Genomic DNA, 7,504 nt, shown 5'->3' on the forward strand with positions numbered 1-7,504 from the left:
GGTCAACACCAGTTCGGGGGCGGGGCTGCTGGGGAGCGTGGGGCAGGGCAACTACGCGGCCGCGAAGGCGGGGATCGTCGCTCTCACGCTGGTCGCGGCCGAGGAGCTGCGCGGATACGGCGTTCAGGTCAACGCGGTCGCACCGGCGGCCCGCACCCGCATGACCGAGCGGACCTTCGCCGAGACGATGGCGCCACCGGCCGCGGCCGGCGCGTTCGACGCGATGGCGCCGGACAACGTATCGCCGCTGGTGGTGTGGCTGGGCTCGGCGGCGTCGGCGGGCGTGACGGGGCGGGTCTTCGAGGCGGAGGCGGGGCGCATCACGGTCATGGAGGGTTGGCGTCCCGGCCCCACCGCGGACAAGGCCGCCCGCTGGACCCCGGCGGAGGCGGGGGAGACGGCGTCGCGCCTGCTGACGAAGTCCGAGCCGCCCGGCGGGGTGTACGGGGCGCGGTAGGGCTCCCCGGTCCGGTGCGTGGGACGGTCCGCTCCTGGGCGCGTCGACGGCTCGCACGCAGGTGCGTTCGGGTGCGTGAGAGGCCCGCGCGTGGTGGGGCTTTCCGGTCCGGTGCGTGGGACGGTCCGCTCCTGGGCGCGTCGACGGCCCGTACCCAGGCGCGTACGGAGAGCGGCCTGGGGGAGGCCGGTCCCGCGCGGGGCTCATCGGTGGCGCGGCGGTGTGCGCTCCAGCAGGCGCCTCGTCGGCGTGTCCTTCACGTGCTCCAGCGCCTCCAGCGCCGTCGCGTACGCGTAACCCTCCGGGTCCTCCTCCCGCAGCAGCCGGGCCAGCGCGTCGACCGCCCGGGCATCCCCGCGCGCCGCGAGACCGCCGGCCGCCTCCGCCGCCGTGTCGGGGTCGTGGTCCTCCAAGCGGTCCGCGAGGGCCTGGCGGATCTCGGGCGTGTCGGCGTCGAAACCGGCCAGTGCCAGCGTCGCCCAGTCGCGCACCTCGTCGTCGGGGTCGCGGCTGAGCGCGATCAGCGCCGCCGCCCCCTCCCGGTGGCCGGCGGGGACGAGCCCGATGAGCGAGAGGGCCACCCGGTGACGTACCTCCGCTTCGGGGTGGCCGGCGTGGCGCAGGATCTCGGGCAGGGCGGTGGGGTCGCCGTGGTGCCCGAGCGCCAGCACGGCCGCCTGGGCCAGCTCGGAATCCGAGTCCCCCGCCTCGCGCGCCAGCTCCCGCAGCAGCGGCAGGGCGCGTGCCGCGAACGGCTTGTCCCCCTGTTCGAAGCCCAGCTGCGCCAGCACATCGGCCGCGAACGCCTGCCGCAGCGGGTCGCCGCTCGCACACCACGCGGCCGCCGCCTGGAACGTCTCCTCGTCGCCGCGCCGCCACAGCGCGGCCACGGCCTCCATCCACTCGTCCCGTCCGGGATCGCCACCGCTCAGAGCCCGGCCGGCGAGCTCCTCGAAGGGCGTACGGATGCCCAGCCTCTCCTCCAGGAGCGTGGCGATCGCCGCGTGACCGGTCTGCTGCTCGACGCCGGCCGTGGTCCTGCCGTCCCGCAGCAGCTCGACGACGACGGTCTCCCCGCCGTCTTCCACGATGCGGCTCGTGACCGTCTCGGGCGGCGCCGCGCCCGGTTCCCCGGAGCCGTCCGCGAAGGTCGCCAGGAGCTCTGCCCGCAGCGCCTCCTCCACGTCGGCCCCCAGCCGGCGCCGCGCCTCGTCCAGTGCCTCCCGTACGGCCGAGGCCCCGTGCCGCAGCAGGGCCCGCACCGTCTCCGTGGACCCGCGCCGTGCGGCGAGCACCAGCGGCGGCTCCGTCCCCGGAGCGGGGAGGTCCGGATCGGCGCCGTACTCCAAGAGCGCCTCGACGGTGTCGGCGTGGCCCTGCCGGACGGCCCACGCCATCGCCGTGAAGTCCAGCTCCTCACGCAGGTCGGGTGTCGCTCCCGCCGCCAGCAGGGCCTCCACCACCTCCGTGTGACCGCCGACCGCCGCGCCGCACAGGGGCAGGTCCGCCGCCCCGGGGCCGCTCGCCCGGTCGGGGTCGGCGCCGGCCGCGAGGAGCAGCCGTACCATGCCGGGGCGGTTCTGCAGGGCCGCCCGGTAGAGCGCGGTCGCGCCCTCGTCGTCGGTGGACTCGGCGGGCACCCCGGAGCGCAGCAGCCGTACGACGGCGTCGTCGCTGTCGTCGTACAGCGCTTCGAACAGGGTCTGCGGGGCCGCCGCAGCATCGTTCGTCATGGTGCGACCCTACGTGCGCGCGTTCACGTGTCGCATTCGAGAATCGTGCGGCACAGCGCGCAGCGCGCCCGTACCCGACCGCTCACGGGAACGCGGATCCGCTGTTCGCAGGTGGGGCACGGGAACGACACGCGCAGGGTGTCGCGGCCGCCTCCCTCGAAGGCGTACGACGACGAACCGCGGTCCGCACGGCTGCCGTTCTCCTGTGCGTCGCGCCGTTCCCTCGCGTACCGCCGGCGCCCCGCCCAGCCCGCCGAGGTCAGCGGCGGCTGCCGTTCGTCGTGCTGGGCACGCGCGCGTCCCTTCGTGTACGCCGTGTAGGCCTGCGGGCTGGTGAACCAGGGTGCGGGGTCCTCACCGAAGGCGGTCGCCCGCTTCGCCAGCACGTACCCGAACTCCTCCGGGGTGAGATAGCCGAGCTTCTGGCTGGACTCGCCGTGCTCGCGGTACGCGTCGAGCAGCAGCCAGCCCGCTCCCAGGTACGTCGTCACGGTGTCGGTGAGGATCTCGTTGTCACGGGTGCCCTCGAACGCGAGACCGAGCCGGTGCAGGAGCACATGGGTGACCTCGTGCGCGAGTGCTGCCCCGATGTCTTCGCGGTGGGTCCTGAAGCGCGCGTTGAGCTCGATGAAGTACTCCGGCCCCGCCGCCAGCTCGACGCTCGCCGCGTGCCGCATCTCGCGGAAGCTCACGATCATCCGGGCGTCCGGCAGGTGCAGGTGGTGGACGAGGGCGCGGGCGACGCGCTGGGTGCCGAGGTGCAGGTCGTCCTGGTCCGAGAAGGCCACGTCGGCGGGCAGGACGCTCGGGGCGTACGCGTGCACGCCGTCGTACGAGAGCCGCCTGTGGAGCGCCGCGAGGGCGGACCGCACGGTCGCCAGGTGCGGATAGCCGTGCACGACCTCGCTCCCGGTGGTCACGTCCGTCCTCACCTCCACTCGTCCCGGCACGACGGCGAACAGGTCTCCACTGTAGGCGGATTCGCCGGGCCGGACGCGGCGCGCGCGGAGTGGGCCGGCGGCGGTGTGGCGCGTGCGCGGGGTGTGGCCGGAATGGCTCCCTTGTCGGCCGGGCGTACCGCTCCTCATAATCCAGCAACGCCTTGACGGGCTCATGCCATCTTTTGGTGGTGTGGGCGCTGTTCCGTCGTGCGCGTGCACAGCGACCCCCCACGGTTTCCCACGAGAGGCAATTCGTTGAAGAACCTTCTGCGTGCCTTCAAGAGATGTGCCGCCGCAGGCGCGGTGATCCTCGCCGCGGTCAGCATCCAGCCCGCCGGCGCGTCCGCGGCGTCCGCCGCCACGCCCCCTGTTGTCGGCGGAACCCGCGCCGCCCAGGGCGAGTTCCCGTTCATGGTCCGGCTCTCGATGGGCTGCGGCGGCTCGCTCTACGCCAAGGACATCGTGCTGACCGCCGCCCACTGCGTGAACGGCTCCGGCAACAACACCAGCATCACCGCCACCGCCGGCGTCGTCGACCTGCAGAGCTCCAACGCCATCAAGGTCAGGTCCACGAAGGTCCTCCAGGCCCCCGGCTACAACGGCACGGGCAAGGACTGGGCGCTGATCAAGCTCGCCAGGCCGATCGACCTGCCCACCCTGAAGATCGCCGACACCACGGCGTACAACAGCGGCACGTTCACCGTCGCCGGGTGGGGCGCGGCCCGGGAGGGCGGCGGCCAGCAGCGCTACCTCCTCAAGGCACAGGTCCCCTTCGTCTCCGACACCAGCTGCAAGCGCTCGTACCCCGAACTCGTGGCGGGCGAGGAGATCTGCGCCGGCTACACCGAGGGCGGTGTCGACACCTGCCAGGGCGACTCGGGCGGCCCGATGTTCCGCCGGGACAACGCCAACGCCTGGATACAGGTCGGCATAGTCAGCTGGGGCAACGGCTGCGCGCGTCCCAACTACCCCGGCGTGTACACCGAGGTGTCGACCTTCGCGGCCACCATCAAGTCGGCTGCCGCGGGTCTCTGACCGCGCCGGGGAGCCACCCCTGAACGCACTCCGAGCCGGCTCCGAGCGACCCTTGAGCGACCTCTGAGTGACCTCTGAACCGGCCTGGACCGGGCGGGTGCTGGACGCGTTAGTCCAACACCCGCCCCACCTTTGTCCATAGGCGCACTCGCCCCTCCCGGCGCATCTTGGCGTGCACACCATGCCGACGAGCGACAGGAGAGCGAGCGTGCACGCACAAGACTCCGGACCGAGCCGCAGGACCGTGGTGGCCGTCACCGCGGCCACCGCCGCCACCGCGCTGACGGGCGCCGCCCCGGCCCTCGCCGGGCCCTCCTCCGCCGCCCTGGCCGCCGGACGGCAGACGGTGCTGCGCTCCGCCGAACTGGAGGTGCGCGTCGATGCCGGCTTCCCGAGGATCGTGTCGTACACCGACCGCGGCACGGGCGCCGTACTGCACGGGCAGGAGGACCCCGTCACCTCCGTACTCATCGACGGGACCGCCCGCACCCCCGCGGTGAGCGCCCGCGCGGGCCGCGACCTCGCCGCGTACGTGCTGTCCTTCGACGGCGCAGCCGAGATCCACGTGGAGATCCGGGTCACCGGCCGACAGGTCCACTGGCGCGTCACGAGGATCGCCGACACCGAGGCCCTGCGCGTCGGCACCCTCCAGATCCCCTCCCTGGCCTTCCTGTCCGTCCGCAGCGACCAGCCCGGCGCCACACTGCTGGCGGCCCGCGTGCAGCTCGACAAGGCCAAGAGCGGCGACACCCTCGTCGCACTCACACCGGACACCGCCCCCGACGCCGCCCCGGTCGGCTGCGCCTACGCCGTCGTCGCCCACGACCGGCTCGGCGGCGCCGTCGAGACCAACACGTCGTACGACAAGCCCGACAGCGCGGCCGGCACCACCTGGGAGAACGGCCGACTGTGGCGGCAGACGCTCAGGAGGGAGGGGTACGTCAAGGCGCAGCTCTCCTGCGGACAGTGGACGCACCGCGCCGCGACCGCTCCCGTGAACGTCACCGAACCGCTCCCGTACGCCACCGTCGTCGTCACCGCGGACCGCAACGCCGACGGCGTCGTCGACTGGCAGGACGCGGCCATCGCCTTCCGCGACATCATGGTCGACCCGCTCGGCGCGGACGAGCAGCACCTGCGCGTCGTCCCGCACATCCCCTTCAACTTCGCCAGCCAGGCCACCAACCCGTTCCTCATGACGCTCGACAACGTCAAACGGATCTGTCTCGCGACGGACGGCCTGCGCCAGTACACGCTCCTCAAGGGCTACCAGTCGGAGGGCCACGACTCCGCCCACCCCGACTACGCCGGCAACCACAACAAACGCGCCGGCGGCCTCGGCGACCTCAACACACTCGTGCGCGAAGGACGCCGGTGGGGGAGCGATTTCGGCGTTCACGTGAACGCCACCGAGTCGTACCCCGTCGCGAACGCGTTCTCCGAGACCCTCGTCGACAAGACCAACGAGCAGTGGGACTGGCTCGACCAGAGCTACCGCATCGACCAGCGGCGCGACCTCGTGTCCGGCGACATCGTCCAGCGCTTCCAGGACCTGCGGGACGAGACCGACCCCGCCCTGAACATGCTCTACATCGACGTCTTCCGCGAGTCCGGCTGGACCTCGGACCGGTTGCAGCGCGCCCTGCGCCGACAGGGCTGGCAGGTCACCACCGAATGGGGCCACGGCCTGGAACGCTCGGCCCTGTGGTCGCACTGGGCCACAGAGACCGACTACGGCGGCGACACCTCGCGCGGCATCAACTCCCGGCTGATCCGCTTCATCCGCAACCACCAGAAGGACGTCTTCGCCGACAAGTGGCCGACGCTCCTCGGCATCCCGCGCACCGGGAACTTCGAGGGCTGGGTCAACAAGACCGACTGGAACACCTTCTACCAGCAGATCTGGACCGACAGCCTGCCCGCCAAGTACCTCCAGGCCTACCCGATCAAGACCTGGGGCGCGCACGAGATCACCTTCTTCGGCCCCACCAGGACGTCCGTGAGCGACGCCGACGGCACACGCCGCATCACCACCGACGGACGGACCGTGTACGACGCGGGGCGCTACCTGCTGCCCTGGGAGCCGCGCGAGTCCACCGACCCCCACCGGCTCTACCACTACAACCCGGCCGGCGGCAGCAGCACCTGGCACCTCCCGCGCGGCTGGGCGGGAGCGTCGAAGGTCTTCCTCCACCGGCTCACCGACCAGGGCCGGGAGTACGTCCGCGCGGTGCCCGTGCGCTCCGGCAGGGTCGTCATCGACGCCGAGGCCAAGCAGCCGTACGTCGTCCACCGCACCCGCGTCGCGGCGACCGCCGACCCGCGCTGGGGGCAGGGCACACCACTGCACGACCCCGGGTTCAACTCGGGCACCCTGGCGGGGTGGAAGGTCAGCGGGCCGGCCACCGTCGAGCTGAGCGCCATCGGCGACCACGAACTGGTCATCGGTGCGGGCGGCGCCGCCTCCGTCGCACAGCGCCTCGCGCGCCTCGCCCCCGGCACGTACGCCGCGTCCGTGCAGGTCGAGGTCGGGGCGACGGCGGGGGAGCGGCGGCGGGCGGCGCTCACCGTCCGGACCGCCGACGGGACCACGGCGGAGAACTGGACCGACTCCTCCACGGCCGTCAACCTCGTCGCCGCCGACCGCAAGCACGACTCCCGCTTCCAGCGCATGTTCACGTACTTCACCGTGCCTGGCGGCGGGGGCGGGGTGGACCTCGCCCTGCGGGCCGGTCCGGGCGACGCACGGGTGCGCTTCGACAACGTACGGGTCGTTCGCGCGAAGCGCGTCACGAAGCCGGGAACGGTCGCCTTCGAGGACTTCGAGAACGTGCCGCAGGGGTGGGGCGTCTTCGTCAAGGGCGACGCAGGCGGCTCCACCGACCCGCGCACCCACATCGCGCAGCGGCACGCCCCGTACACGCAGCGCGGCTGGAACGGCAAAGCGATCGACGACGTCGTCGACGGCACCGAATCGCTCAAGTCGCGCGGTGAGAACGAGGGGCTGGTCTACCGCACCGTGCAGCACACCGTCCGCTTCGAGGCGGGCAGGCGCTACCGGGTCTCCTTCCGCTACGAGAACGAGAAAACCGGCCAGTACGCGTGGGTCACCGGCGTCGACGAACCGGCGGCCCGGGAACTCGACCGCAGGGCGCTGCCCGCCGCCACCGCACCGACGGCGCTGAGCTACGAGTTCACCGCGCCGGACGACGGCGAGACCTGGGTCGGGCTGCGCAAGACCGGCGACGACGGGACGGCGGAGTTCGTCCTCGACACCTTCGAGGTGCGCGAGGTGTAAGGGGCACGGCGCAAGGAGGGCCGGTCCTTACCGACCGGAC

5 protein-coding genes are annotated in these 7,504 nt (G+C 72.7%); 3 read left to right on the forward strand and 2 right to left on the reverse strand.

Going from position 1 to position 7,504, the window contains the following annotated elements:
- Positions 1 to 457: SDR family NAD(P)-dependent oxidoreductase (locus tag E2E34_RS27975; RefSeq protein ID WP_138904678.1), on the forward strand; the 457-nt coding region annotated here is incomplete at its 5' end.
- Between the two features lie 203 nt (positions 458 to 660).
- Here E2E34_RS27975 and E2E34_RS27980 read toward each other — a convergent pair.
- Both E2E34_RS27980 and E2E34_RS27985 read right to left on the reverse strand, forming a co-directional pair.
- Complete coding sequence (locus E2E34_RS27980) at positions 661 to 2,190, reverse strand: ankyrin repeat domain-containing protein (protein WP_138904679.1); 1,530 nt, start codon at positions 2,188 to 2,190, stop codon at positions 661 to 663.
- A gap of 23 nt (positions 2,191 to 2,213) precedes the next feature.
- Positions 2,214 to 3,110, reverse strand: a complete 897-nt coding sequence (locus tag E2E34_RS27985) for a hypothetical protein (protein WP_138904680.1) — start codon at positions 3,108 to 3,110, stop codon at positions 2,214 to 2,216.
- Positions 3,111 to 3,386: 276 nt separating this feature from the next.
- On the opposite strand from E2E34_RS27985, the gene E2E34_RS27990 reads away from it, so the two are divergent.
- Positions 3,387 to 4,166, forward strand: a complete 780-nt coding sequence (locus E2E34_RS27990) for a S1 family peptidase (protein ID WP_138904681.1) — start codon at positions 3,387 to 3,389, stop codon at positions 4,164 to 4,166.
- Positions 4,167 to 4,347: 181 nt separating this feature from the next.
- On the forward strand, positions 4,348 to 7,464 hold the full coding sequence (locus E2E34_RS27995) for an endo-alpha-N-acetylgalactosaminidase family protein (protein ID WP_138904682.1): 3,117 nt from the start codon (positions 4,348 to 4,350) through the stop codon (positions 7,462 to 7,464).
- Positions 7,465 to 7,504: the final 40 nt, after the last annotated feature.

It is taken from the genome of Streptomyces albidochromogenes, assembly GCF_005981925.1.
Lineage (GTDB): Bacteria > Actinomycetota > Actinomycetes > Streptomycetales > Streptomycetaceae > Streptomyces > Streptomyces albidochromogenes.